We start from the raw sequence: 22,295 nt of genomic DNA, 5'->3' as shown, positions 1-22,295 counted from the left end.
GGAGGACCGGCCAGACGGGGGCGAACGACACGTCAATTGGGGAAACAAGGATGAACAAGGCAGTAGTGGGTCGATCCGTATTGGTCACCGCGCTCGCGGCGGCGCTGGCTGCGTGTGGCGGTGGCGGCGGGGGCGGAAATGTCCGCGTCGATCCGCCCCCGACCACGCCGCCCACCCCGCCCCCTACCACCCCACCGCCCACGACGACCACGCCCACGCAGCCGGCCTTCGATGCRCACCTGACCATCACCCAGGCCGGCGCCGCGCGCAGTGCCGGGTTGACCGGCAGCGGCGTGCGTATCGGCATCGTCGATTCCGGCGTGATGCGCAACCATCCGGCGCTGGCCGGGCGCGTGCTGGCCAGTTACAGCTACGTCGATCCGCGGGTGAACAACCTCAACGTCGATGACGTGGTCGGGCATGGCACCGCCGTTGCCGAACTGGCCGCCGGTGCGGCCATGGGTACGTGGCAGGGCGGTATCGCGCCCGGCGCGCAGATCGTGTCGGCACGCATCATTGCCGACACGCGGCCCACCGACGATGGCTCGGGCAGTGGCAATGAAGTCAACGGCGCGCTGGGCCTGGCCGAGGTCCATGTGGACCTGATGAACCAGGGCGTGAAGGTCATGAACAACTCCTGGGGCGGTCTGTACTGGACCAACCCGGCGGCCACCGCGCCGATCGCCCAGGAATACCGCCCCTTCATCCTCAACCACGGCGGCCTGGTGGTGTTCGCCACCGGCAACGAGAGCAAGCCGAACCCGTCCAGCATGGCGGCGTTGCCCAGCCAACCCGGCCCGAACGGCACACTGCCGGCGGCCGACCTGGAGCGCGGCTGGCTGAGCGTCACCGCCGTCGATTCCAACAGTCCCGGCAAGCTGGCGTCCTATGCCAATGCCTGCGGCGTCGCGGCGAAGTACTGCCTGGCCGCCCCGGGCGCGGCGGTGTACGTCGATCCGGCACATACCGCCGGCGGTACCCCGAGCTATCTCTGGAACTACGGCACCTCGTTCGCCGCGCCGCTGGTATCCGGCGCAGCGGCACTGGTGTGGCAGAAGTACCCGTATTTCAGCAACGACCTGGTGCGGCAGACGCTGCTGGGCACCGCCACCGACCTGGGCGCGCCCGGCGTGGACAGCACCTTTGGTTACGGCCTGCTCAACATCGCCAAGGCCATCAATGGTCCGGGGCGGTTCGACTGGGGCGACGTCACGATCAACGTGGCGCAGTCGGCATCGGGCACCGTGTGGGCCAACAACATCAGTGGCGACGGTGGGCTGACCAAACAGGGCGACGGCACGCTGGTGCTGTCCGGTGCCAACACGTACAGCGGCCTGACCCGCATCGAGCGGGGCACGCTGGCGCTGCGTGACGGCGCGTCGCTCACCTCGGTGGTGCTGGTCGGCCCTGCGGCCGGCAACGGCACGCTGGGCGCCCTGCAGTTCCGTACCGGCACCACGCGCATTACGGGCATCGTCGATAACAACGGCAGCGTTGTTCTCACCGAAGCCAATACCAATGCGGTCATCGACGGCGATTACGTGCAGCGGTCCAATGCCCGCTACATCACGACGCTGGGTGCGCCCGCACTGCAGGTGACCGGCCATGCCAGCCTGGAAGCCGGGCGCGTCAGCGTGGTCGGTGCGGTCAGCGGCTATGTGCCGCAGAACAACCAGCGCCAGGCGCTGATCAAGGCCGGTACGGGTGTCAGCGGCGCCTTCGGTGCGCTGGACTTCAGTGGCCCGGTCACGCTGCTGGATGCCACCTTCTCCTACGATGCAAGCACGGCGTGGTTGAACATCAACCGGGTCAACGTGAGCTCGGCCGCCACCGCTGCGGGTCTGGATGCCGTGGCGATCGGGTCGGCCAGCCGCGTGGAACAGGCGTTTGTCCAACTCGATACCGGAAGCGGCAACGGCACGAGTGGTTTCGCAGACGCGGCCGGGCAGTTGCAGCAGGTGCAGGGCAACCAGGCGCTGCAGGCCAGCCTGGACAGCTTGTCTGGCAAGGCCCATGCGCTGGCCACCGCCGCCACCTTCGACAGCGTCGATCTCAACCGCCGCGCGCTGTCGGCGCGGTTTGGCCAGGTGCAGGGCGCACCGCGCCTGCGCGGTGCCTGGCAAAACCAGCTCGGCGAGGTCGGGCAGGGCAGCTTCTCGGCCAGCGGTGCCGACACCCGTGGCTGGATGATGGGCCAGGACATGGCCGTCGGCAGCAACGGCGTGCTGGGCGTTGCCTTCGGCGAAACCCGCACGCACAACAGCCGCGACTGGGGCAGTGACCGTGGCCGCGACCGCCAGTCGCAGGCGCAGATGTATGCCGGCTGGGGCACGGGGCGGGCCTACGCGCTGGGCCAGCTGGGCGCCGGCCAGTTCACCCGGGAAATCGATCGCCAGCTGCTGCTCGGTGCCGGCCAGTACGGGGTCAACGCCCGCTACGGCGGTCAGTTCACGGCGGCCAGCGTGGAAACCGGCTACCGCCTTGGCGATGGCCGGGCCTCGTTGACCCCGTACCTGGGGGCCGACTACGCCCGCGTGGACAGCGACAGTTTCAGCGAACAGGGCGGGCTGGGCTTCGGCCTGCGCACCCAGGGCGGGGTGAGCACGCGCAGCCAGGCACTGGCCGGCGTGCGTGCCGAACGCCAGTGGGGCAGCTGGGCGCTGCGCGGCTATGCCGAATGGCAGCAGCTGCTGTCCAGTGATGGGCTGGTACAGGACGCCAGTTTCGTCGGCGTGGATGCCTGGGCGCCGATGGCGGGGCTGCAGCCGGCGCGATCGGGTGGGCTGTTCGGGCTGTCGGTGGAATCGTGGCTGACCCGCAACACGCGGGTGGCGTTCGGTTACGACCAGCGGTTCGGGCCGCGCGGCGACCTGAGCCAGGTTGCGCTGCGCTATTCGGCCGCGTTCTAGGCAGCCGGCCGGTCGAGGCCACCAACGTAACGGTCTGAAACGCAGAAGGGCGCGATGCAATCGCGCCCTTCTGCGTGTGGTGCGGCCGAGCGGCTCAGTTCCCGCGCAGCGTGCCCAGTCGCGGCGTGGCGCGGCCCAGCGGCATCTTCAGCTTGCCGATGGAATGGATGCGCGTTTCGGCGATCTGGTCGGCCGCCCGCTGGGGCGCGATGCCCTCGCTCTGGGACAGGGCGAAGATCCGGCCGAGGTTGTGGTAAATGCTGCGGATCAGGCGCATCGCGCGTTCGCGGTTGTAGCCGTCGATTTCCAGCGAGACGTTCATCACCCCGCCCGCGTTGACCGCGTAGTCCGGGGCGTACAGGATGCCGCGCGCATGCAGTTCATCGCCGACCTCCAGGCTGGAGAGCTGGTTGTTGGCGGTGCCGCAGACGATCTTGCACTTCAAGCGGGCCAGGGTCTGCGGGTTGATCGCCCCTTCCAGCGCGCACGGGGCGAACACATCGGCGTTGACGTCGTAGATGTCGTCCGGCTTCACGGCCTCGGCGCCGTATTCGGTGACCGCACGTTCGACCCGCGCGCTGTCCAGGTCGGTGACGAACAGCTTGGCGCCCCGGTCGCGCAGCAGCTTCACCAGCTCCATGCCGATATGGCCCAGGCCTTGTACCGCGATGCTGGTCTTGCCCACTTCTTCATGGCCCAGCTTGTGCTGCATCGAGGCCATCAGCGCCTGCAGCGCGCCATAGGCGGTGAACGGGGCCGGGTCGCCGGAGCCGCCATGGACCTGGTGCACGCCGGTGACGTACTCGCTTTCCAGGTAGATGTTCTCCATGTCGTTGACATCGGTGCCCACATCCTCGGCGGTGATGTAGCGCCCGCCCAGCGAGTCGACGTAGCGGCCGAACGCGCGGAACAGCACCTCGCTCTTGTCCTTGCGCGGGTCGCCGATGATCACCGCCTTGCCGCCACCCACGTTCAGCCCGGCCAGGGCGTTCTTGTAGGTCATGGTGCGGCTCAGGCGCAGCGCGTCGGCCAGGGCATCGTCGGTGCTGGCGTACGGGCGCATGCGCACGCCACCCAGGGCAGGGCCCAGGGTGGTGTTGTGGATGGCGATGATCGCCCTCAGGCCGGCATCGCGGTTGTGGCAGAACACCACTTGTTCGTGACCGGAAGTTTCGAGGGTTTCAAATAACATGGTGGCTCCGATGGGGCGAACGGCTGGCAACAGCGTCGAACGCACCAGCAAAAGGTGGGGTGTAAAACAAAAAAAGCGACTTCGTCGGATCGGGGGACGGGTCGCGCGGCGCCATTCTAGTGCATTCCGCCGGAGGGTGTTGTCAGGGTTTGCCCCGACCCCATGACAGGCCGTGGCCCCGGTTGCAGCCGCACGGGCCATTAAAGTTGCTGAAGATGGCGCCGATGCCGTGGCAACGGTGCGCAGTACCAGCAATGCCAGGACGGACGACGTGGGTGCAGTGACAACACAGATGCGGTGCCGCCCAAGGCGGCCGCGCTGATGGATATGAACGTGATCGTGGCGGCGGGGCTGGCGGGAGCGGTCGCGTTGGGGCTGGCGGTGACGCGGCGTCGCAGGGTGCGTGCCTCCGCGTCGGCGGGGCCCGCGCGTCCGCGTGCGCCCGTGACGGCACCGGCTGCGCAGGCTGGCAGTGCCGTCGATGCCGCCCACGCCGAGGCGCTGCAGACCGGCTTCCACGCCTTGGCCCTGGTGCGGCGCAGTGGCTGCGCGGCCGCCGACGACCCGCGTAGCGATGACACGCTGCACGCGGCGGTCGTGGCGGCGCTGGAGCAACGCGACTGGTCGGCCCGGCAGCTGCCCCGGCGCCCGCAACTGCTGCCGCAGTTGATCCAGACGGTCAACGACAGCGACGCCTCGGCCCGTGCGATGGCCGCCATCATCGGCCAGGACCCGGTGCTGACCGGCAACCTGCTGCGCATCGCCAACAGCCCGGTGTACCGCCTGCAGGCCAAGCCGGTGGACAGCCTGCAGCGGGCGGTGACACTGGTGGGTACCGAGGGCATCCGCCAGATCATCAGCGCGGTGCTGGTGCAGCCGGTGATGCAGGTGCACTGCGAGGCCTTCCCGCAGTTCGGCACGGTGATCTGGGAGCATGCGCTGCTGGCCTCGCGCGCGGCGGCCGATCATGCGCGGCTGGTCACGCACGAAGACGCGTTCGCTGCGCAGTGGCTGGGGCTGACCCAGGGCCTGGGCGCGGCGTTGGTGATGCGACAGCTGCTGGACGCCTGCGCCGCGCAGGACGGTGCGCTGCCATCGCGCGCGCTGGCCATGCAGCTGCTGGATGCCTGGACCTTGCCGGTGGCCGGGCGCATCGCGGCGGCCTGGGAATTGCCGGGTGCGGTGCACGACGCGCTGCTGCGCGATGCCGGCACGGCCCCGGGCGGATTGCCGGCCAGCCTGCGCTTCGCGCGGGCGGCCGCTGCCGCCAGCCTGTTGTGCCGGCACGGCCGGATCGGTCAGGCCCAGGCGCTGGCCATCCTGGAGCAGCAGCACGGCACGCCGCCGCACGCACTGCAATGGATCTGGCGGCGCCTGCATGGGCGTGGGGTGGAAACGCTGGACACCGACGAGGCGGAGGCCTGAGGGCAGGGTGCTTTGTAGACGGCGTCCGCCACGCAGGGCGTGCCAGCCCGGAACGCGGCTATCGAAGGTCGGGCCACGCCCTGCGTGGCTGCCTCCAGCGACCGGTTACAGCTGCGATTCCAGCGGCAGCCAGCTGATGGCGCGTGCGCTGGCCCGCAGCCAGAACGAGGTGTCCGGCTCCCGATCGAGCAGCACCGGCGGCTGGGCGGCCCGATCCAGCCAGCGCACCCGGTCCTGCGCATCCAGCGTCACCCAGTAGCTCTGCGCCGGATCGGCCAGGCGCAGGTACTCGGCACGCAGTTGCGCGCCCAGCACCGCATCGTCGAACAGCACGCCCATTTCGGTATTGAGGTACGCCGAGCGTGGGTCGAGGTTGAACGAGCCGACGAAACCGCGCCGGTCATCCAGCAGGAAGGCCTTGGTGTGCAGGCTGGCACCGCTGCTGCCGAACAGGCCGCCGCGGTCGCCATGGCCGTGCGCCTTCAGTTCGTAAAGATGCACGCCGCTGCGCAGCAGGGGCGCCCGGTAGTGCATGTAGCCCCCGTGCACGGCGGCGACGTCGTTGGCCGCCAGCGAGTTGGTGACCACGCCGACCAACGCGCCGCGCTTGACCATGGCCGCCATGCCATCGGTGCCTTCCTCGCCGGGCACGAAGTACGGCGAGATCAGCAGCGCCTTGTGGCGGGTGGCCTGCATGTCGCTGACCAGCCGGGTGACCAGCCAGTTGGACGGGTCATCGCGGCGGTGCTTCATGGCGGGATCGGAGACGATCTCCACGTTCGGTGACCAGTGCAGGTCCACCGCGTCGCGGTAGTACGAGCGCGCCGACTGCGACTGCTGCACGCGGCGCAGGTACGGTTGGGCGGCATCCAGTTTGGCTTCGTGCTCGGATTCGCGCACCAGCAGGCGCAGCTGGGCCGGGGTATGGAAGGCGAGCGCGGCGATCGGAACGGCGGTTTCGCTGTTCCAGTATTCGTCGAAAATGCGGTTGGCCTGGTCCACTGCATGGCCGGCAACCAGCAGGTCGAGGTCGCGGAAATTCACGTCCGACCGCGCGCTGAAGTACTCTTCGCCGATGTTGCGTCCGCCGACGATGGCCACGCGCCCATCGGCGATCCAGGCCTTGTTGTGCATGCGATGGTTGACGCTGAAAAAGCGCTGCACCATCTCCACCAGCCGCCACAGCCCGGCGCGGTTGCGGAAGGGGTTGTAGAGGCGGATCTCGATGTTGGGATGCTCATCGAGCGCCATCAACAAGGCATCCTTGTCCTGGGCGTTCATGTCATCGAGCAGCAGGCGCACCCGCACGCCGCGTTCGGCGGCCTGGTGCAGGGCCCGCACCATCAGGTGGCCGATCAGGTCGTCGTGCCAGATGTAGTACTGCAGGTCCAGGCTGCGGCCGGCATGGGCGGTGATGACCGCGCGCGCGGCGTAGGCATCCAGTCCGTCGGCCAGGAAGGCGACGCCGCTCTGGTCGGGATGGTCGGCCTGCAGGCGGGCCAGTTCGCGGTCGATCACGGTCTGCGCCGGCTGGACCGGCAGCACGTGGCTGGGGGCGCCCATGGCCTTGGGGGTCAGGTGGTCGGCCAGCAGCAGGCCGCTGAGCACCAACAGCACCAGCACCGCGAGCACGATTCCCAGCCAGCGCAGCATCCGGCGCCAGAGCGGCTTTGGTTCAGTCATGTGCCGATGCTAAGCCGCGCATGCGTGTACGGCGAGTGCCGGGCGCGCACGGCTGCATCAGAAGCGTTCGTCGGGCGCGAGGTAGCGCCACTGGCCGGGCACCAGCTTGCCCATGGCGACGCGGCCGATGCGCAGGCGGCGGACGCTGACGACGTCGAGCCCGACCTGGCGGCACATGTCGCGGAGCTGGCCGGGCTGCACGGGTTTGATGGCAAAGCGCAGGCGGGTTTCGTTCTGCCAGCTGACCTTGCACGGGGGCAGGGGCCAGTTGCGGAAGCTGAGGCCATGGGCGAGGCGCTTCATGCCATAGGGCGCCAGTTCGCCACTGACTTCGACGAGGTATTCCTGTTCGAGGGTGGCGCCGCGATCCTTGAGGTGGGACACGACGCGGCCGTCCTGGCTGACGACGACCAGGCCGCTGTCTTCGTCGGCCAGGGGCATGACCAGTTGCAGGGCGTGGAAATGGCGCTGGAGGAGGGTGACGCCGGTGGCATCCAGTTCGCTGCGGCTGTCGGGGGTGACCAGGGCGCACAGTTCGTCGGCGCGCATGCCGGCGGGTTTGTGCAGGAGCATGCTGACGGTTTCGGTGCGGGTGGCTTCGGCGTTGTCGCGCAGGACGATGGTTTCGTCGGTGACCAGGGTCTGCGGTTGTTCGACGACCGTGCCGTTCACGGTGACCCAGCCGCCTTCGATGTAGCGCTGGGCGTCGCCACGGGAGCAGCCGATGAGGCTGGTCAGGCGTTTGTCGAGTCGGATCGGGTCGGTCATGGGGCTGGCAACGAAAAGCGGGATGCGGGCGGGGAGTGTACTGGGTGTGGGGGGTGGGTGTGGGTGGGTGGGCCCGGCTGGGCCTGAGCCGAAGCCGGAGCTAACAGCCACGGCCACGGCCACAGCCGAAGCCGAAGCCACAGCCGGTTGGCCGGGCGGCTTGGGTTGGCCGGGGGTGGGTGGGTTGGCGGGACACGCCGTGAATCCATCCCTGGAGGCTCGTGGGCGCCATCCATGGCGCCCAACGGTCCCGCCAACCCACCCACCCCCAGCCCCGACAGTTGGCTGGTGGCCTTTTGGGGAGGCAACGGCGAACTGCGAGCGGAGGGCTTTTGGGCCGGCGGGTGACTTGGTGGCTGGGTGCTCGGCCGGAAGGTCGAAGCTGATGTCTGGTCTGAATCTGATTTTTCGGATTTGATTTCTAATATGAATTCAATTTGAAATTGAATTTTAAATTGAAATATAAATTTGAATAGAAATTAAAATTCAATTTCAGATTGAAATCGAATTCTGAGCTTTGGCTTTGGCTTTGGCTTTGGCTTTGGCCTTGGCTTGGCCTTTTCCTGCTTTCGCCCCCGCTTCTATCTCTTCATAGGCCACCGGCAGTCTGTCTGGGGTGGGGGTGTGTGGGTTCGCGGGACCCTGAGCCGCATGGATGCGGCGACGGAGCTTACAGGGACGTACTTGCAGCGTGTCCCGCGAACCCACACACCCCCGCCCAATCCAGTGATCGTTGCGCCAGAAGCCGTTGCGGTTGCTGTTGCAGTTGCAGTTGCTTTGGCTTCGCTCTGGCTTTACGAGGAGCCGGCCAGCGGCCGGCACTACCCACAGCCGCCGGCGGGCGGCCGACACCGCCACGCGGCCAGCGGCCCGCACCCGTGCGAAGGGGTCAGCGGGTGGGGCGTTCCAGGTGGGTCAGGTACAGGCGGAGATCGAATTCCAGCTGGTGGTAATCCGCTTCCATGTGCGTGCACAGCTGGTAGAACGCCTTGTTGTGGTCCGATTCCTTCAGGTGGGCCAGCTCGTGCACCACGATCATCTTCAGGAAGGGGGCTGGCGCCTCGCGGAAAACCGTCGCGATCCGGATCTCGCGGCTCGCCTTCAACCGGCTCCCCTGAACCCGCGACACCGTCGTGTGCGTGCCCAGCGCATGCTTCAGCACCTGCAGCCGGCTGTCGTAGACCACCTTGGACAACGGCGCCGACTGCCGCAGATAGCGCTCCTTCAGGCCCTGCGTGTAGTCGTACAGCTGCCGATCGTTGCGCACCGTGTGCAGGTCCGCGTAGCGCTTTTCCAGCCACGGCCCCAGGCGGTCGCCCGCGATCAGCTCGCGCACCTGCTGCTGCAGGGCCTCGGGGTAACCGGCTAGGTACTTCAGGGCGGTCATGGACGACGGTTGGGGCTGGGCGGGCAGACCAGTATGATGGCCTCCGGAATCCCGCAACAACAGATGCAAGCGTATGGCGAAGGCAAATCCCCTGCAGGAGCAGCTGCTCAAGGCCGGGCTGGTCAAGAAATCCCAGGTCTCCCAGGCCGCCCGTGAACAGGTGAAAGCCCGTCACGGCAAGGCCCCGGTCGCGCCCAGCGAAAGCCAGCGCGAGGCCGAGCGCCTGCGTGCGGAAAAAGCCGAGCGTGATCGCGCGCTGGAAGCCGAGCGCAAGGCCAAGGCCCACGCGCAGGAGCTGCAGGCCCAGGTCCGCCAGATCATCGAGGCGCACAAGGTCAAGCGTGAGGGCGAGAGCGAATACCGCTTCAACGACGGCACCGTGATCCGCACCCTGCTGGTGAACAACGTGCTGCGCCGGCAGCTGGCCTCGGGCAGCCTGGTGATTGCCCGCCACGGCGAGGGCTTCGAACTGCTGCCGCGTGCGGCGGCCGAGAAGGTCCGCGAGCGCGACGCGAGCGTGATCGTGCTCGACAACAGCCAGCCCCGCAGCGAGCCGAGCACCGGCAACGCCGAGGATGATGCGTACTACGCCCAATTCCAGGTGCCCGACGACCTGGTCTGGTAAGCGCTGCCTGAAGCATTCACCCGGCGCCGTGCGCGTTCAGCCCCACGTCGGTTGGCCGCGTCGGGCCGGGTCTATGCTGGTGCTCTGACACCGGCATGGGAGACACATCATGGCGACAGGTTGGGCAGGCGACGGCGCGGTGCAGGACCAGATCGACGCCACCGTTGACGACGCCATCCAGCGCGCCCGCGCGCAGCTCAAACAGGGCCCCGGGCTGACCCACTGCGAACACTGTGACGCGCCCATTCCCGAGGCGCGGCGCAAGGCCGTGCCCGGCGTGCGGTTGTGTGTGCGCTGCCAGGAAGAAGAGGACGCGGCGCAGCAGGAGGGCAGCGGCTACAACCGCCGCGGCAGCAAGGACAGCCAGCTGCGCTGACGCGCGCGAGTCGTTCTCCTGTCGTGCGTCGCGGCAGGCGTGAACGGTACTGCGCCGACCTCGATGGACGGCAGCCCTATGCGTGGTTGTGATCACCGCGACGCGCCATACTGATGCGGGATAGCACCCTCTACCAGGCGCAGGCGGATGACCACCGGGCATGAAGACGAGCCTCTCCATCGATTGTCGTCATGGATTGGAACCGAGGACTCGAACTGGACCCACTACAGCAGCGAACTTGTCGCGAAGACAGTGCTGGTGGATTTCAGGGACCGGCAATGGGACCAGTTGCAGAGTGAGATATTGAATCAGCCTGAGTACTGGCAGCACCGTTGCGCAGTAGCGCTGGGGCAAGACAGGACGGAGCGCGCCATCGCCATCATGAAGCTGCTGCTCGTTCATTCGCAGCATCGAAACGTGAGGATAGAGGCGGTATACGAACTGGACTGGGCCGAAGTACCCATGGAAAGCGACTATGGGCCTTTGATTCGGTCTCTGATCGCATCCATCCCGGTGGATGAGATCGAGCCTGAGTTCTACAGCCTGCTGGCAAAAGCCGATGCAGCAAAGCACTGAGTGACGCCGCACGGCGCTGGCAGCCCGACCCGGCGCAGGCCGCCATCACCTACGGACGCCTCGGGCGGCCGTGTTGGATGCCAGCGACATTACGACGTCCTCAACCATCGCCTTGGATGCCGCCCGGGGCCTGCGACGGATCACGCCAGCGGCGCACGGTGCGCTGGAAGAACATGTTGTTGGGAATCTGCAGCACGGTCCCTTCGTGGTGGCCGTCGGTTTCCTGCAGCGTGGTGTAGATCAGGTTCACGTCGATCACGCGGCCCTTCAACCCCGGCTTCTCGCCGTTCTCCAGCAGCTCGATGTAGTCGTGCAGCCGGAACGGGCGCGTGGTGAAGATCAGCAGCGTGCAGAAGATGTTGGACAACACGCTCCATGCGGCGAAGAACGCCACCGCACCCACGGCGGCAAAGCCGGTGAAGGCGGTCCACAGCACGCTCGCCTTGACCCCGACAATGCTCAGGATCACCAGCAGGGCGGTGGTATAGACCACGAAACTGAAGGCACGGCGCACGCCCATGATCATTTCCGGAGGCAGCGTGTAGTGCTCGCCGACGCGGCGCATCAGCCGCCGCGCGACCAGGCGCAGCAGCCAGGCGGCCAGCAGGGTCAGCAGGATCTGCAGGGCAGGAACCCCGTAATGCAGCCATTCGTGGGTCCAGGTAGGCAGATGGTCTTTCATGTGCAGCGTGGATCCTTGCAGCGATAGTGCGTCGAGCCCCTATCTTAATGCGGCTGCGCGCCGAGGGCCGCCCCCGTCGTTCAAACCACGGGCTGCGATGCCAGCCGTGCGATCAGGACCGAGGCGCAGACCGGGTCATGCGCGGCATATTGCACGCACAGGTCCGGTTGCGGCGACACCGACAGGCGGACAGTCACCGGGCTCCAGGGAAGGGTGCAGCTGCTGGCCAGCGACAACAGCAGGACGAGGCAACTGGTGGACATGATCGGTTCCTTGGCGATGGCCCGTGGGGTACGCAGGCTTGGATGCGGGCGGCGGCGAAAAGGTTTAGAACCGGCACCGGCGACTATCGCGGCACCCGGTTTAAACCTTTTCGGTGGACCCCGCATCCAACGGATATGCTCAACGCCACCATGCCCGCATCCCGTGCCCCGACCGAGGCCGATCCCGCCGACGACCACGCCCTGGTCCGCGCCGCGGTCGCGGGCAACATGGCGGCCTACGAACAGATCTACCGACGCCATTCGCCGCGCATCTACGCCGTGCTGTGGCGGTTGTGTGGCGGCCACGCCGCACGCGCCGAGGATGCCCTGCAGGACGCGTTCCTGCAGGCATGGAAGGCGTTGCCGGGCTTCCGTTTCGACAGCAGCCTGGCCACTTGGCTGCACCGGCTGGGGGTGAACGCGGCGCTGATGGAACTGCGCGCCAGTGCGCACTGGCAGCTGACCGATGCCGGCGAGGAAGGGCAGGACAGCCTGGCCACGCTGGTGGCGGTGGACCGGTGTGCGGGCACCACGCTGGACCTGGAGCGCGCGCTGGAAACCCTGCCGCCGCGCGCCCGTGCGGTGCTGGTGCTGCATGACATAGAAGGCTGGAAACACCACGAGATCGCCGAGCAGCTGCAGATGGCTGTGGGCAGTTCGAAGGCGCAGTTGCACCGTGCACGCGGACTGTTGCGCGCACGCCTGGGAGAAACCGCATGAACGACATGAACCACCCCGACAACTCCGATGACCTGCAGGCGCGGTTGCGCGCGCTGCCGGCCGAGCGGCTGCCGCCGGCACGGGTATGGCAGGGCATTGCCGCGCAGCTGCCGGCCATGCCGATGCCCGCACCAGCACCAGCACCGGCACCGGCCGCCGTGACCGTGTTGGCCCGGCGCCGACGCTGGCCGCTGCGGGTTGGCCTGGGCATGGCCGCCGCACTGGGCCTGCTGATGGTGGTGCCAACGCCGGTACCGCAGACCCCGCCGCCGACGCTGGTTCAGCGCCAGGCCGAGGCGATGGTGGCCGAGTACCAGCAGGCGATGGCGACCCTGCCCACCGCCCAGGTGGGGGGCGAATGGCAGCCGGCACTGCGCGAGCTGGACAGCAGTGTCGACCATATCCGCGCCGCCCTCACTGAAAACCCCCGCTCGCGCGTTCTGCTCGGGCAACTGCAGCGCACCTACGCGCTGCGCCTTGAACTTACCCAGCAGGCCGTGATGGCCGCTGGCCTGCCATCCTGAAGGAGACACCACCATGCACCATTCATTGCGTCTGATCGCAGCCCTGGCCCTGCTGCTGCCGTTGGCAGCGCAGGCGGCCACCCGTGTCGATGAGCGCGCCCCGCTGGGAGCGGGCGGGCGCGTGGAAGTGAGCAACATCGCCGGCAAGGTCAGTGTGCGCGGCTGGGACCGCAACGAGGTCGCGTTGACCGGTTCGATGGCCGATGGGCTGACGCTCAAGCAGGACCGCAGCGCCAATCGGGTGCGGTGGGAGGTGGTCTATCCGCGCGGCCGGAGCAACGGAGGCGCAACGCTGGAACTGCGCGTGCCGCGTGCGGTGGAGGTGCAACTGGGGACGGTCAGCGCAGACATCGATGTGGCCGACGTGGATCTGCGGCGGCTGCAGGCCAATGCGGTGAGCGGCGGCATTTCGGCGGCAGGGCGCAGCGGCGAGACGGCGTTGACCACGGTCAGCGGCGGGATCCGTTCGCAGGTGCAGACGCCGCGATTGGACCTGCGGGCGGTCAGTGGCGGCATCCAGGCTGGCGGCGGTGCGTCGGGCGAGGTGGCGCTGGAGACGGTGTCGGGCAGCATCAAGGTGGACGCGGGCCGGGTGCAGCGGCTGTCGGCTGAAGCGGTGTCGGGCAGCCTGACGGTGGCGGCGGCCGGGTTGGCGCCGGGCGGCAAGGTGACGTTGCAGACGGTAAGCGGGTCGATCGGGCTGCAGTTGCCGCGGTCGGTGTCGGCGCAGCTGAGCGTGAAGACGTTCAGTGGCGACATCCAGTCCGATTCGGGCACGGTGGAGCGGCCGCGGTACGGGCCGGGCCGGAGTCTGGATGCAAAACTGGGGGGCGGCGACGGCGACATCGCGATCAATGCCCATTCGGGCAGCGTGCGGGTGGGGCTGGGCGGGCGTTGAATGCGGCCCCCGCACCGGCACGGGGCCGGTGCGGACGGCTGCAGGTCAGCCGGTTTTCTTCAGTGCCAAGGTGTTGCCAAGCACTTCGATCTTGCCACCGCCCTTGCGGAACGCGGCCAGGTCGGCTGCGATGCTGGTGCTGTTGACGGCCGTGCTGGAACCCTGCTTACGGTCGACGCGAACGGTGTTGCCTGCCTTGGGGGAGGTCTTTGGCGTACGAGCCATGGATGCTCCTGTCATGGTTGGAACGAGGGAAAAAGCGTCGACAGATCGTGCTGTTGTCGACGGTAGTCCTGCCGCACAAGGCGGCAGTCATCGCCGCCCATGTCAAACTGGCGGCAGATGGCGGGACGCTGCGAGTAGATGGTGCAGCGCAGGTGATAGGGGTCGATGGCGGCGCACCAGCCTTCGTCGTTGCGCGCCATGACGGTGCGTCCGGCTTCATCGGTATCCAGCAGGTAGCTGGGTACGTTGTCGTCGGGCATGACGGTCACCGACATCCGGCAACAGACCGCGTCACAACGGCGGCAGTCGATGGGGTCGGGTTCGGCAGCGGTAACTGGGGCTGGTACAACCAGGCGTTCGCCCAATCGGATATCTCTTGGCGGCTCAGGGCGCTACATGCTGGGAACGAGCCGGATCACAGCGTAAAAGCGATCCCGGCGCCCGGGACATGTCCAAGGCGGCAGCATCGAGAAGGACGGTGGCCTGTACCAGGCCCGAGACGACGTGCGCATTGCGCATTGACGCCGAAAGATGATAGCGCTTTTGGCGTAACGTTTTGTTAATGCTCGCGGGTGCTTTCGCGAAACCCTTGCGGGGCTTGGCTTTCAGCCTTCCTTGCCTTCCCTTTGATGGGGGTGGGAGGGGTGGAATTCAAGAGCGAAGGGCAACGTCCGGAGCCAAGTCCTAGTCCAGGTCCAAAGCCAGAGCCGAAGCCGAAGCCGAAGCCGAAGCGAAGGGCCTTGGGCTGCGTGTTCCTTGGTGGGGCGCGTCGTGTGTGGGTTGGCAGGGCACGCTGCAAGTACGTCCATGTAAGCTCCGCCACCGCATCCATGCGGTGGAGGGCCCTGCCAACCCACACACGACGCACCTGCACACAGGGTCGGGGCGCAAGGGAATAGCCGGAGCAACGGCAGATAAGCCGGTTTGGCTGGCGGGCCGGGCACGCCGATTGATCGGCAGCACTGTCTGAGGCTGCGGCTGCGGCTGCGGCTGCGGCTTAAGTTTGGATATGTGGATGGGTGTGGCAGTGGGCAAAGGCCGCGAGAGCGGCAGCACCTGTAGCTGCTGCTTTGGCTGTTGCTTTCGCCGTTGCTTTCGCCGTTGCTTTCGCCGTTGCTTTCGCCGTTGCTTCGGCCTTTGCAGTGGCCTTTGCTGTTGCTGTTGCTGTTGCAGTGGCAGTTGCAGTTGCAGTTGCTTCGAAAGTGCCGAGCTACGCTCGGCATCCTCCCCCCCAAAAAAAAGCTGCGGTGCTTTTTGCATGCGCACCGGCCAACTGTCGGGGGGCGGGGTGGGTGAGGTTGCGGGGCCCTCCACCGCATGGATGCGGTGGCGGAGCTTACAAGGACGTACTTGCAGCGTGCCCCGCAACCTCACCCACCCCGACCCAAACCAGAAGACCGTGAGACCCGCTCTAGATTCACCGCAGTTACGAAGCAGCAGCCCACGCCAACCCGTGGACTACGCCGAAGGAGGGGTTGCCGCGGATCAGGGTTGCGCCCGGGAATGCTGCCGCCACAGCGTCCTGCAGGTACCCCGCGCGCGACATCCCGCCGGTCAGGAACACCGCGGCCGGGTCGTGGCCGATGTCCGCGCGCACCTGCTCCAGCAGCGTCGTCAGCTCGGCCAGGTAGTTGCCCGCCGCCGCTTCCAGCCGCGCGCGTTCCACCTGCACCGCCATCCCGCGCTCGATGAAATCCAGCGCACTCTCATGCGCCACCGCGCTGCTCAGCGCGATTTTGCACTGCTCCACCTCACGGTACAGCCGCGCCGTGTTGCCCGTGTCCTGCAGCGCCTGCAACCGCTTGCCCCACGGCGCTTCCGCATCGCGATAGCTGTGCTGGCGGAAATCGCGCTGACGCGTCATGTCCTGCACCATCGCCGCTTCCACATAGTGGTGCGCCGGCACCCGGCTCACGCCGCGGCCGAACAACGGCATGTACGCGCCCAGGCTCAACGCCAGATCGATATCCGTACCGCCGCGCGCGATACCCCATGCGCGGTGGATCTTCGGGGCGTGCTGCCCACCCACCCGCGCATGCGCGACATCGGTCGTACCGCCGCCGATGTCCACCACGATCGCCTCGTGCTCCTCCGCGCTTTCAGCGTGGTAATGCATCGCCGCCGCGGCCGGCTCCTCAAGGAAGTCCACATCGTCAAAGCCCGCCGCGATCGCCGCGCTGTGCAGGATCTCCAGCGCCTGATCGTTGCCGGCCGCGCCGATCGAACTGCGGAACTGCACCGGGCGCCCCAGCGTGGCCGTGCGCACCGGGCGGTCCAGCTGCCGCGAAGCAGTCAGGCGGATGTGTTCCAGGATGTGGGTGGCAATGCCGGTAATGGTCTGGCGCGCACGCGGATGCAGGTTGTAGCCCAGCATCGACTTCGGGCTCTGCACCAGGTTGCCCTCGTTCTCTTCGAAATAGGCTTCCAGCGCCTCATCGCCATACACCGCGTTCTGCAGCAGCTTGGTCGAGGTCAGCGGCGCGCGCATCTGCTCTTCCATCCACTGCCGGCGCACCACGCGCAGCGCTTCGCGGCGCAGGGCGTCGTGGGCGCGTTCCTGCCCGGCCGCACGTGCATCGCGCGCGGCGGCGTCGATCAGCCGGGCCAGCTCGTGTTCCAGCGCCGGGGTCAGCTCGAAGTCGTTCGGGTCGCGCATCACTTCCGGGAAATACACCGTCGTGCGGAACTGCTCGGCCTGGCCGAACTGGATCGGCACGACCCTTCCGTCCACCACCGCGGCGGCGGCGGAGTTGCTGGTACCAAAGTCGATGCCGATTTTCATGCGGGGCCGGGCCGGAGGTCAGGGGGCGCGCACTGTGCGGCAAGCGGGCCAGCGGTGCAAGGGCCGGAAGGCGGGCGGTTACAATAGCCGTTGTTCAGTTTACGAAGGCGTCACCATGTCTACCGCTCCTGCCTGCCCGCAATGCACCCTGGAAAACACCTACGCCGATGGCGCGCTGTGGATCTGCGCCGACTGCGGGCATGAGTGGACCGCCGCCGAAGCCAGTACCGGGGGCGTGGTGGTGCGCGACAGCAACGGCAACGTGCTGGCCGGGGGCGACACCGTCACCGTGATCAAGGACCTGAAGGTGAAAGGCTCCTCCATCCCGCTCAAGCAGGGCACGGTGATCCGCAACATCCGCCTGGTCGAGGACGACGCCGAGCACATCGAAGGCAACTCGGACAAGATCAAGGGCCTGGTGTTGAAGACCTGCTTCCTCAAGAAGGCCTGAGCCGGGCTCAATTGACCGCCGCGGTGCCTTGCCGCATGCGGTGCAGGGTGTCCAGTTTGGCCTGGTACTGCGCCTTGAGAAAATCGGCGTTGGTGCCGGCCAGGTCACGCGCCTTGGACATTTCCACCGAGGCGCGACGGTTGTCGCCGGCCAGGAAGTAGGCGCGGGCCAGCCCGAAATGGAACTGGTGCGCGGTGCTGTACAGGCTGATCGCGCGCCGGTAGGCACGGATCGCGTCGGTGTAGTCGTGGCGCTGCTCGGCCTCGTTGCCCAGGCGGAACTGCACGAACGGATCGCTGTGCTGCACCTGCTGCAGGCGTCGGGCCAGCAGGCCGGCCTGGCGGGTGTCGCCCAGCCGGCGGTACAGCGCGCTGGCGTTGGTCAGGCTGGCGGCATTGCGCGGCTTGATCCGCAGCGCGGTGCGGTAGTCACGTTCGGCATCGGCCAGGTTGCCGCTGCGGGCATCCAGCACACCGAGGTTGTTCCAGCTGGCCACGAAGTCCGGCTCCTGCGCCAGCGCCGCCTGGAAGTAGGCGCGCGCCTGCACCAGGTTGCCCTCGCTCATGTGCATGGCGCCGCGGTTGTTGTAGAAGTGCGCCAGCGCACGCGGCGGGTCGATCTGCTGCGGGCCGTAGCGGTCGTAGAGCACGTTGCGGTCCAGGTCCACCACGGCGATGCGCCCGTCCAGGTTCACCCCGGCGTTGACGTGGCCTATGTTGTAGATGGCGCCCTGGTCTTCATGCCAGGTGACCACCTGGGCCACCTCCTGCACGCGCGCATCGATGCCGGCGGCGCGCGCCAGCGTGACAAACAGCAGGGTGAAGGACAGGCAGTTGGCACGCCGGTTCTGCCAGGTTTCGGTCAGGGTCTGGGTCGCGTAGGGGTCGTAGGACAGGTGCATGGCGTCTTCATCGAAGATCATGTGCACCAGCCGCTGCACGCGCTGCTCGCGCGAATAGACCGGGGCGATCACCCGCTGTTTCAGCAGTGCCTGCAGCTCCGGCGGTATCGCCAGGATCTGTTCGGGCGTGGGCGGGACGTCGGCGATCGAGGGGGCCGGCGCGGGGACCGGGTCAGCGGCGGTCGCCGGCGGCACTGACAGCGCCAACAGCAGGGCCGGCACGTACAGCATTTTCCAGGCGGACATGTCGCTCACCTCGCAGGGACGGTCGTTGCCGACCCCAGTCTAGGCCTGCGTCGGGCGTTCGGGGTGCCGTCTGTCGGCGCGATCACCATCCACAGCCGGTGTGGACCAGCCATGGGCAAACCTGTGGATAAGCCGGTGCACGCGCCGTGCGGCGGGCCTTGGCGATGGCTGATCAAAAAACCGCCAGCAGCGCCTGCTTGCCAGCCGCTGGCGGGACCGCCACTGTTGGCGGATGCGCTTTGAACCGATGCCCTTGCCGGCGGCCATGCAGGCCGACCTTGAAGCCGCCTACGCCATGCCGGCGCGGGCGTATCACAATTTCTCGCACGTGCAGGCGGTGCTGCAGCACTGCCGCACGGTGGCCGACGGGCCGGGCTGGGAGCACCCGCGCGAAGTGCAGCTGGCCGCGCTGTACCACGACGCGATCTACGACGCCGGGCGCAGTGACAACGAGGCGCGCTCGGCCGTGCTGGCGCGCGAGGCTATCCAGCGCTGGCTGCCCGATGCCGGCATCGACGTGGCCCGGGTGGTGCAGCTGATCGAACTGACCGCCCGCCACGGCGCGTTGGGCGCGGCCGACATCGATGCCGAGGCGGCCCTGTTCCTGGACTGCGACATGGCCATCCTGGGCGCGCCGGCCGCCGTGTTCGACGCCTATGACAAGGGCATCGCCGAGGAGTACGCCGGCCACGTGCCGGGATTCCTGTTCCGGCTCAACCGGCGCCGCTTCCTCAAGCAGCTGCTGCTCAAGCCGCGCATTTTCCTGAGTGCGTTCTTCCATGCGCGGTTGGATGCCGCCGCGCGCGCCAACCTGCGTCGCCGCATCGGATAATGGCGGCGGGCGCCGGTCCGGCGCTCTCGTTCTCCGACCACCACGTCCCGCCTGCCCATGTCCCTGCCTGCCGTTTTCCCCGATCCCGACCCGCGTCCGCAGCCGCCGGAAGAACCCGGCCCCAACGAGTGCTGTGGCAGTGGCTGCCCGCTGTGCGTGCTGGATTTGTACAGCGACGAGCTGCAGCGCTACCGGGCCGCGCTGGCGGCGTGGCGGGCGCGCCACCCCGACGCTAGCGACTGAGCGGGGTCGCCGGGATGACCATGGCACCTGCTGCACACGGTGTATCGCCCCGGCACGGCCATGCCGCGCTGCTGGCGGTGGCGGCGCTGATGGTGTTTGCCGCCACCGCGCTGTGGCTCCAATGGGCACGCCAGGACCTGGACTGGGTGCAGGCCACGCTCAGCCTTTACCTGCACGGCCCGGGCGGGCTGGCGTTGCGCAGCGCGTACTGCGCGCTGGCGGTGGCGATCATGCTGCTGGCTTGGTCGCTGTATGCCGGCAGCCGTTCGCCCCGGCGCAGCAGCGCCGCACCGCTGCTGTTCTGCGTGGCTGGTCTGGGCCTGATGGGCGTGGCGATCGGCGACAGCTGGTTGCCGGCGCTCGCGCCGTTGGTGGCGCCGCTGGTGCACGGGTTGGCGGCCAATACCGCGTTCCTGTGCGTGAGCGCGGCCATGCTGCTGCAGAGCTGGTACCTGCGCGCCGACCCGCAATGGTCGCGCTGGGCGGCCCCGGCCTGGTGGTGGGCCTGGGGGTGTTTCGTGCTGCTGTGGCTGCACGTGTTGTGGCGCGGTCCGCCGCGCGGGGCAGGGCAGAAGCTGGTGATTGCCGCCGTGGTGGTGTGGCTGCTGGGGGTGGCGCTGTGCCAGTGGCGGCACGCGCGCCGCCGGGCCGGTTGAGCGGCGCGAGGTTGCAGCCAGTCTGTGTACATGCCGTTGCCGGGGGACCGGCGTATCGTGGCGTGGACTCTTTTGGGATGCGTAACGATGCGGCGAGCCGGGTGGGGGAAGGTTCTGGGTCTGGTGATCGGGGGCTGGGTGTCGGTGGCGGCTGCCGCGACCCCGCAACAGGTCAGCCATGGGCGGTTCCAGCAGGTGCCGGTGTACCTGCCCGACGGCCACCCGCAGCGGGTGGTGGTGTGGTTCGACGGCGGCCACGAGCGTGAGCGCAGTCGCGGGCGCATCGACGCCCTGCGCGCACAGGGCGCGCTGGTGGCCCAGGTGGACGTGGCCCGGCTGCGCCAGGTACTGGCCAAGGAAGGCAGTGGGACCTGCGCATTCGGCGCCGGTGACGTGGAGAATTTCTCGCGCTGGTTCCAGGCCTACCTGCACGTACCCGGCTACCACCTGCCGCTGATCGGCGGTGATGGCGAAGGGGCCGAGTTGGCCTACGCGGTGGCCGCGCAGGCCGATACGCAGGTGTTCGCCGGTCTGCTGACCACCGGGTTCTGCCCCGACCACGCGCGTGAGCGCAAGGTCTGCGGTGCGGGCAGCAGCCATGGTCGGCTGCAACCGGCCGAGCTGAATTTTCCGTGGTTGAACGCGGCGGGCGAGCGCCATTGCACCGCCGGCAACGCGGCTGCATTCGTGCGCAAGGTGGCGATGGGGCGCGATTTCCAGCGCACCGCCGACGGTGACGACCTGCCGGGACTGTTGGCGGCCGCGCAGGTGGTCGGGGCACAGAAGGGCGTGAGCCTGGCACCGCCGCCGGATGCGCTCAAGGGCCTGCCCGTGGTCGAGGTGCCTGCCAGCACGCCTGGCGACACGTTCGCCATCTTCGTGTCCGGCGACGGTGGCTGGGCGGGGCTGGACAAGGAAGTGGCGGCGGCACTGGGCGAGGCGGGGGTGCCGGTGGTCGGCGTGGATTCGCTGCGCTACTTCTGGACGGCACGCACCCCGGACGGGTTCGCCCGCGATCTGGAGCGCATTGCCAGCCATTACAGCCAGCAATGGCAGCGCAAGCGGGTGGTGCTGGTCGGGTTCTCGCAGGGCGCCGACGTGCTGCCGGCGGCGATCAACCAACTGTCCCCGGCCACACGCGCCAACGTGGCGATGATCGGCTTGATGTCGGTCGGCAAGAACGCCGACTACGAGTTCCACGTCAGCAACTGGCTGGGCGGTGGCGGCGGTGGCATCCCGATTGCGCCGGAGATCGCCAAGCTGCCGGCGGGCAAGACGCTGTGCCTGTATGGCGAAGATGACGACGACGCACTGTGCCCGTCGCTGCCCCCGGGCAACGCGCAGGTGATCAAGCTGCCGGGCGACCACCATTTCAAGGGCGACTACGACCGCCTGGCGCAGACGCTGCTGGACCATCTCCCCGCCCGGTAGAGCCGACCGTTGGTCGGCTGCCGTAACACCGTGCGGGGTAGAGCCGACCGTTGGTCGGCTGCCATAACGCCATGCGGGGTAGAGCCGACCGTTGGTCGGCTGCTGTAACACCGTGTGGGGTAGAGCCGACCGTTGGTCGGCTGCCGTAACACCCTGCGGGTAGAGCCGACCGTTGGTCGGCTGCTGTAACGCCGCGCATCAGAGCAGCCGACCAACGGTCGGCTCTACCGGGCAGGGTCCAGCGCCATCTGCCGGGTGTAGGGCGCCGACGTGCTGCAGGCGGCCATCAACCCGCTGACGCCGACCACGCGCGCCAAGGTGGCGATGATCGGCTTGATGTCGGTCGGCAAGAGCCCGACTACCAATTCCACGCCGCCAGGGGCAGACGCTGCTGGAACATCTCCCCGCGCGGTAGAGCCGACCGTTGGTCGGCTGCTCTACCCGCGCGGCGCTACCGCAGCCGACCAACGGTCGGCTCTACCTGTGCGGTGAAACGGCAG

The 22,295-nt window shown here is 68.0% G+C and carries 24 protein-coding genes; 13 read left to right on the top strand and 11 right to left on the bottom strand.

Features of this window, described 5'->3' with window-relative positions:
• Positions 1 to 50: 50 nt before the first annotated feature.
• Complete coding sequence (locus AC1DCJ_RS12790) at positions 51 to 2,909, top strand: S8 family serine peptidase (RefSeq protein ID WP_478071116.1); 2,859 nt, start codon at positions 51 to 53, stop codon at positions 2,907 to 2,909.
• A 94-nt stretch (positions 2,910 to 3,003) separates the two neighbouring features.
• On the opposite strand, the gene AC1DCJ_RS12785 is transcribed toward AC1DCJ_RS12790, so the two are convergent.
• A complete protein-coding gene (locus AC1DCJ_RS12785) occupies positions 3,004 to 4,101 on the bottom strand; it encodes a Glu/Leu/Phe/Val dehydrogenase dimerization domain-containing protein (RefSeq protein ID WP_137191566.1) in 1,098 nt (365 codons plus the stop codon).
• Positions 4,102 to 4,422: 321 nt separating this feature from the next.
• On the opposite strand from AC1DCJ_RS12785, the gene AC1DCJ_RS12780 reads away from it, so the two are divergent.
• Positions 4,423 to 5,526 (top strand): HDOD domain-containing protein, encoded by a 1,104-nt coding sequence (locus AC1DCJ_RS12780; protein WP_478071115.1) that lies wholly within the window; start codon positions 4,423 to 4,425, stop codon positions 5,524 to 5,526.
• A gap of 105 nt (positions 5,527 to 5,631) precedes the next feature.
• Here the strand turns inward: AC1DCJ_RS12780 and AC1DCJ_RS12775 are convergent, their stop codons facing one another.
• From AC1DCJ_RS12775 to AC1DCJ_RS12765, 3 genes are all read right to left on the bottom strand, one after another.
• Positions 5,632 to 7,209, bottom strand: coding sequence for a phospholipase D family protein (locus AC1DCJ_RS12775; RefSeq protein ID WP_137191564.1), 1,578 nt, complete (start codon positions 7,207 to 7,209; stop codon positions 5,632 to 5,634).
• A 57-nt stretch (positions 7,210 to 7,266) separates the two neighbouring features.
• Positions 7,267 to 7,977: an rRNA pseudouridine synthase gene (locus AC1DCJ_RS12770; RefSeq protein WP_137191563.1), complete on the bottom strand. Its 711-nt coding sequence runs from the start codon at positions 7,975 to 7,977 to the stop codon at positions 7,267 to 7,269.
• Between the two features lie 889 nt (positions 7,978 to 8,866).
• Positions 8,867 to 9,364 (bottom strand): M48 family metallopeptidase, encoded by a 498-nt coding sequence (locus AC1DCJ_RS12765; RefSeq protein ID WP_038687037.1) that lies wholly within the window; start codon positions 9,362 to 9,364, stop codon positions 8,867 to 8,869.
• Positions 9,365 to 9,437: 73 nt separating this feature from the next.
• Between AC1DCJ_RS12765 and AC1DCJ_RS12760 the strand changes: the two genes are divergently transcribed.
• The 3 genes from AC1DCJ_RS12760 to AC1DCJ_RS12750 all read left to right on the top strand — a co-directional run bounded on the left by AC1DCJ_RS12760 (position 9,438) and on the right by AC1DCJ_RS12750 (position 10,941).
• Positions 9,438 to 9,989 carry a DUF2058 domain-containing protein gene (locus AC1DCJ_RS12760; protein WP_478071114.1) on the top strand — a complete coding sequence of 184 codons (552 nt, stop codon included), beginning with the start codon at positions 9,438 to 9,440 and terminating at the stop codon, positions 9,987 to 9,989.
• A 109-nt stretch (positions 9,990 to 10,098) separates the two neighbouring features.
• Positions 10,099 to 10,365, top strand: a complete 267-nt coding sequence (locus AC1DCJ_RS12755; RefSeq protein ID WP_313246676.1) for a DksA/TraR family C4-type zinc finger protein — start codon at positions 10,099 to 10,101, stop codon at positions 10,363 to 10,365.
• 147 nt (positions 10,366 to 10,512) lie between these two features.
• A complete protein-coding gene (locus AC1DCJ_RS12750; protein WP_478071113.1) occupies positions 10,513 to 10,941 on the top strand; it encodes a hypothetical protein in 429 nt (142 codons plus the stop codon).
• Between the two features lie 100 nt (positions 10,942 to 11,041).
• Here AC1DCJ_RS12750 and AC1DCJ_RS12745 read toward each other — a convergent pair whose 3' ends face one another.
• Together AC1DCJ_RS12745 and AC1DCJ_RS12740 are read right to left on the bottom strand one after the other, a co-directional pair.
• Positions 11,042 to 11,623, bottom strand: coding sequence for a mechanosensitive ion channel family protein (locus AC1DCJ_RS12745; RefSeq protein ID WP_038687045.1), 582 nt, complete (start codon positions 11,621 to 11,623; stop codon positions 11,042 to 11,044).
• An 80-nt stretch (positions 11,624 to 11,703) separates the two neighbouring features.
• Positions 11,704 to 11,886, bottom strand: a complete 183-nt coding sequence (locus AC1DCJ_RS12740; RefSeq protein WP_038687047.1) for a hypothetical protein — start codon at positions 11,884 to 11,886, stop codon at positions 11,704 to 11,706.
• 135 nt (positions 11,887 to 12,021) lie between these two features.
• Here AC1DCJ_RS12740 and AC1DCJ_RS12735 point away from each other — a divergent pair, with 135 nt between their 5' ends.
• Genes AC1DCJ_RS12735 through AC1DCJ_RS12725 form a run of 3 tightly spaced genes read left to right on the top strand, consistent with a single transcriptional unit; the run spans position 12,022 to position 14,028 of the window.
• On the top strand, positions 12,022 to 12,606 hold the full coding sequence (locus AC1DCJ_RS12735) for an RNA polymerase sigma factor (RefSeq protein WP_137191557.1): 585 nt from the start codon (positions 12,022 to 12,024) through the stop codon (positions 12,604 to 12,606).
• Positions 12,603 to 13,130 (top strand): hypothetical protein, encoded by a 528-nt coding sequence (locus AC1DCJ_RS12730; protein WP_478071112.1) that lies wholly within the window; start codon positions 12,603 to 12,605, stop codon positions 13,128 to 13,130. Before AC1DCJ_RS12735 ends, AC1DCJ_RS12730 begins: the two co-directional genes overlap by 4 nt.
• Positions 13,131 to 13,143: 13 nt before the next feature.
• The gene (locus AC1DCJ_RS12725; RefSeq protein ID WP_137191555.1) at positions 13,144 to 14,028 is read left to right on the top strand and encodes a DUF4097 family beta strand repeat-containing protein; all 885 of its coding nucleotides are present in this window, start codon (positions 13,144 to 13,146) and stop codon (positions 14,026 to 14,028) included.
• 45 nt (positions 14,029 to 14,073) lie between these two features.
• Here the strand turns inward: AC1DCJ_RS12725 and AC1DCJ_RS12720 are convergent, their stop codons facing one another.
• The 3 genes from AC1DCJ_RS12720 to AC1DCJ_RS12710 all read right to left on the bottom strand — a co-directional run bounded on the left by AC1DCJ_RS12720 (position 14,074) and on the right by AC1DCJ_RS12710 (position 17,035).
• Positions 14,074 to 14,253, bottom strand: coding sequence for a hypothetical protein (locus tag AC1DCJ_RS12720; RefSeq protein WP_038687055.1), 180 nt, complete (start codon positions 14,251 to 14,253; stop codon positions 14,074 to 14,076).
• Between the two features lie 11 nt (positions 14,254 to 14,264).
• Complete coding sequence (locus AC1DCJ_RS12715) at positions 14,265 to 14,564, bottom strand: YkgJ family cysteine cluster protein (RefSeq protein ID WP_081797314.1); 300 nt, start codon at positions 14,562 to 14,564, stop codon at positions 14,265 to 14,267.
• A gap of 1,115 nt (positions 14,565 to 15,679) precedes the next feature.
• The gene (locus AC1DCJ_RS12710) at positions 15,680 to 17,035 is read right to left on the bottom strand and encodes an Hsp70 family protein (RefSeq protein WP_141058985.1); all 1,356 of its coding nucleotides are present in this window, start codon (positions 17,033 to 17,035) and stop codon (positions 15,680 to 15,682) included.
• A 115-nt stretch (positions 17,036 to 17,150) separates the two neighbouring features.
• Here AC1DCJ_RS12710 and AC1DCJ_RS12705 point away from each other — a divergent pair, with 115 nt between their 5' ends.
• Positions 17,151 to 17,486 (top strand): zinc ribbon domain-containing protein YjdM, encoded by a 336-nt coding sequence (locus tag AC1DCJ_RS12705; RefSeq protein WP_128095696.1) that lies wholly within the window; start codon positions 17,151 to 17,153, stop codon positions 17,484 to 17,486.
• Positions 17,487 to 17,493: 7 nt separating this feature from the next.
• Here AC1DCJ_RS12705 and AC1DCJ_RS12700 read toward each other — a convergent pair whose 3' ends face one another.
• On the bottom strand, positions 17,494 to 18,633 hold the full coding sequence (locus AC1DCJ_RS12700) for a tetratricopeptide repeat protein (RefSeq protein ID WP_478071111.1): 1,140 nt from the start codon (positions 18,631 to 18,633) through the stop codon (positions 17,494 to 17,496).
• A 232-nt stretch (positions 18,634 to 18,865) separates the two neighbouring features.
• Between AC1DCJ_RS12700 and AC1DCJ_RS12695 the strand changes: the two genes are divergently transcribed.
• The 4 genes from AC1DCJ_RS12695 to AC1DCJ_RS12680 all read left to right on the top strand — a co-directional run bounded on the left by AC1DCJ_RS12695 (position 18,866) and on the right by AC1DCJ_RS12680 (position 21,795).
• The gene (locus AC1DCJ_RS12695; protein ID WP_141058983.1) at positions 18,866 to 19,465 is read left to right on the top strand and encodes an HD domain-containing protein; all 600 of its coding nucleotides are present in this window, start codon (positions 18,866 to 18,868) and stop codon (positions 19,463 to 19,465) included.
• Positions 19,466 to 19,522: 57 nt separating this feature from the next.
• Positions 19,523 to 19,708 carry an oxidoreductase-like domain-containing protein gene (locus AC1DCJ_RS12690; protein WP_478071110.1) on the top strand — a complete coding sequence of 62 codons (186 nt, stop codon included), beginning with the start codon at positions 19,523 to 19,525 and terminating at the stop codon, positions 19,706 to 19,708.
• A gap of 20 nt (positions 19,709 to 19,728) precedes the next feature.
• The gene (locus AC1DCJ_RS12685; RefSeq protein ID WP_478071109.1) at positions 19,729 to 20,364 is read left to right on the top strand and encodes a DUF998 domain-containing protein; all 636 of its coding nucleotides are present in this window, start codon (positions 19,729 to 19,731) and stop codon (positions 20,362 to 20,364) included.
• 87 nt (positions 20,365 to 20,451) lie between these two features.
• Positions 20,452 to 21,795 carry a virulence factor family protein gene (locus AC1DCJ_RS12680; RefSeq protein ID WP_478071108.1) on the top strand — a complete coding sequence of 448 codons (1,344 nt, stop codon included), beginning with the start codon at positions 20,452 to 20,454 and terminating at the stop codon, positions 21,793 to 21,795.
• 224 nt (positions 21,796 to 22,019) lie between these two features.
• Here AC1DCJ_RS12680 and AC1DCJ_RS12675 read toward each other — a convergent pair whose 3' ends face one another.
• Positions 22,020 to 22,145, bottom strand: coding sequence for a hypothetical protein (locus tag AC1DCJ_RS12675; RefSeq protein ID WP_478071107.1), 126 nt, complete (start codon positions 22,143 to 22,145; stop codon positions 22,020 to 22,022).
• Positions 22,146 to 22,295: the final 150 nt, after the last annotated feature.

It is taken from the genome of Stenotrophomonas sp. 10N36 (assembly GCF_056395005.1).
This window is presented reverse-complemented; position numbering and strand designations above follow the sequence as displayed.

Excerpts from the sequence above, each read along its gene's own strand:
- AC1DCJ_RS12785 (WP_137191566.1), bottom strand. The coding sequence starts at position 4,101 with ATGTTATTTGAAACCCTCGAAACTTCCGGTCACGAACAAGTGGTGTTC.
- AC1DCJ_RS12780 (WP_478071115.1), top strand. The coding sequence starts at position 4,423 with ATGGATATGAACGTGATCGTGGCGGCGGGGCTGGCGGGAGCGGTCGCG.
- AC1DCJ_RS12775 (WP_137191564.1), bottom strand. The coding sequence starts at position 7,209 with ATGACTGAACCAAAGCCGCTCTGGCGCCGGATGCTGCGCTGGCTGGGA.
- AC1DCJ_RS12770 (WP_137191563.1), bottom strand. The coding sequence starts at position 7,977 with ATGACCGACCCGATCCGACTCGACAAACGCCTGACCAGCCTCATCGGC.
- AC1DCJ_RS12765 (WP_038687037.1), bottom strand. The coding sequence starts at position 9,364 with ATGACCGCCCTGAAGTACCTAGCCGGTTACCCCGAGGCCCTGCAGCAG.
- AC1DCJ_RS12760 (WP_478071114.1), top strand. The coding sequence starts at position 9,438 with ATGGCGAAGGCAAATCCCCTGCAGGAGCAGCTGCTCAAGGCCGGGCTG.
- AC1DCJ_RS12755 (WP_313246676.1), top strand. The coding sequence starts at position 10,099 with ATGGCGACAGGTTGGGCAGGCGACGGCGCGGTGCAGGACCAGATCGAC.
- AC1DCJ_RS12750 (WP_478071113.1), top strand. The coding sequence starts at position 10,513 with ATGACCACCGGGCATGAAGACGAGCCTCTCCATCGATTGTCGTCATGG.
- AC1DCJ_RS12745 (WP_038687045.1), bottom strand. The coding sequence starts at position 11,623 with ATGAAAGACCATCTGCCTACCTGGACCCACGAATGGCTGCATTACGGG.
- AC1DCJ_RS12740 (WP_038687047.1), bottom strand. The coding sequence starts at position 11,886 with ATGTCCACCAGTTGCCTCGTCCTGCTGTTGTCGCTGGCCAGCAGCTGC.
- AC1DCJ_RS12735 (WP_137191557.1), top strand. The coding sequence starts at position 12,022 with ATGCTCAACGCCACCATGCCCGCATCCCGTGCCCCGACCGAGGCCGAT.
- AC1DCJ_RS12730 (WP_478071112.1), top strand. The coding sequence starts at position 12,603 with ATGAACGACATGAACCACCCCGACAACTCCGATGACCTGCAGGCGCGG.
- AC1DCJ_RS12725 (WP_137191555.1), top strand. The coding sequence starts at position 13,144 with ATGCACCATTCATTGCGTCTGATCGCAGCCCTGGCCCTGCTGCTGCCG.
- AC1DCJ_RS12720 (WP_038687055.1), bottom strand. The coding sequence starts at position 14,253 with ATGGCTCGTACGCCAAAGACCTCCCCCAAGGCAGGCAACACCGTTCGC.
- AC1DCJ_RS12710 (WP_141058985.1), bottom strand. The coding sequence starts at position 17,035 with ATGAAAATCGGCATCGACTTTGGTACCAGCAACTCCGCCGCCGCCGCG.
- AC1DCJ_RS12705 (WP_128095696.1), top strand. The coding sequence starts at position 17,151 with ATGTCTACCGCTCCTGCCTGCCCGCAATGCACCCTGGAAAACACCTAC.
- AC1DCJ_RS12700 (WP_478071111.1), bottom strand. The coding sequence starts at position 18,633 with ATGTCCGCCTGGAAAATGCTGTACGTGCCGGCCCTGCTGTTGGCGCTG.
- AC1DCJ_RS12695 (WP_141058983.1), top strand. The coding sequence starts at position 18,866 with ATGCGCTTTGAACCGATGCCCTTGCCGGCGGCCATGCAGGCCGACCTT.
- AC1DCJ_RS12690 (WP_478071110.1), top strand. The coding sequence starts at position 19,523 with ATGTCCCTGCCTGCCGTTTTCCCCGATCCCGACCCGCGTCCGCAGCCG.
- AC1DCJ_RS12685 (WP_478071109.1), top strand. The coding sequence starts at position 19,729 with ATGGCACCTGCTGCACACGGTGTATCGCCCCGGCACGGCCATGCCGCG.
- AC1DCJ_RS12680 (WP_478071108.1), top strand. The coding sequence starts at position 20,452 with ATGCGGCGAGCCGGGTGGGGGAAGGTTCTGGGTCTGGTGATCGGGGGC.